Source organism: Peribacillus sp. P4_C12 (assembly GCF_056402095.1).
Genome location: NZ_JBFUIB010000869.1, coordinates 1 through 1,158, shown reverse-complemented (window position 1 = coordinate 1,158; position 1,158 = coordinate 1). Strand labels below are relative to the sequence as shown.

Below are 1,158 nucleotides of genomic sequence, written 5' to 3'. Positions count from 1 at the left end.
GCTCAATATGTGTTCCAAAATCGTGTGAGGACGGCAGAACCGAATTATATCGGAGTTAGAGAGCCTCAATACACGACAGCTGTAGGTCTGATTAAACACGCATGCAAGAAAGAGAGAATGCAAAAAAACACCGCTAATAAAACTCCTGTAGCAGCTGGACAAGCACAAGAAAATAATGACCAGCGCAGTCAAAAAGTTTCTCAGAAAAGTAAAGAGAACACGGCTAAAAAACAAGGTGAAAAAGGTGAATCTAAATTCAAAAAAATCCTGGGTTACTTTTTTGAATAACAATCATAAAGAATCGGGAATTTCGTCAAAATAGGAGGATTGTCATGTTGGAGTTTGATTCTAATTTAGAACAATTAGCAACGATAAAAGTAATAGGTGTTGGCGGCGGCGGAAACAATGCGGTAAACAGAATGATCGAGCATGGCGTACAAGGTGTTGAGTTTATTTCAGTCAATACTGACGCGCAGGCTCTTAATCTATCAAAAGCAGAAATCAAAATGCAAATCGGTGGTAAGCTTACACGTGGATTGGGTGCTGGTGCCAACCCAGAGGTAGGAAAGAAAGCCGCAGAAGAAAGCAAAGAACAAATTGAAGAAGCGCTTAAAGGTGCCGATATGGTTTTCGTAACTGCTGGAATGGGTGGCGGAACAGGTACAGGAGCTGCGCCGGTTATTGCTGGTATTGCTAAAGATTTAGGAGCACTTACAGTAGGTGTAGTCACACGTCCATTCACATTCGAAGGCCGAAAACGTGCAACTCAGGCACAAGGCGGTATTTCTTCTATGAAGGAATCGGTTGACACACTAATCGTCATTCCAAACGACCGTCTCCTCGAAATTGTTGATAAAAGTACGCCAATGCTTGAAGCATTCCGTGAAGCGGATAATGTTCTTCGTCAAGGTGTACAAGGGATTTCAGATCTAATTGCCGTCCCTGGTCTTATTAACTTAGACTTTGCCGATGTTAAGACAATCATGTCCAACAAAGGTTCAGCTCTTATGGGCATTGGGATTTCCTCAGGGGAAAACCGTGCAGCAGAAGCAGCGAAGAAAGCTATTTCCAGTCCGCTCCTTGAAACATCTATTGATGGTGCTCAAGGCGTCCTGATGAATATTACTGGTGGAACGAACCTAAGTCTTTTTGAAGTTC

1 protein-coding gene and 1 pseudogene are annotated in these 1,158 nt (G+C 42.7%); both read left to right on the top strand.

What is annotated here, in order from left to right:
* Window positions 1–288, top strand: a pseudogene (locus tag AC1DUW_RS29810) (cell division protein FtsA); the annotation flags it as partial.
* A 44-nt stretch (window positions 289–332) separates the two neighbouring features.
* A partial coding sequence (gene ftsZ, locus AC1DUW_RS29805; protein WP_477644304.1) for a cell division protein FtsZ occupies window positions 333–1,158 on the top strand: 826 nt, incomplete at its 3' end.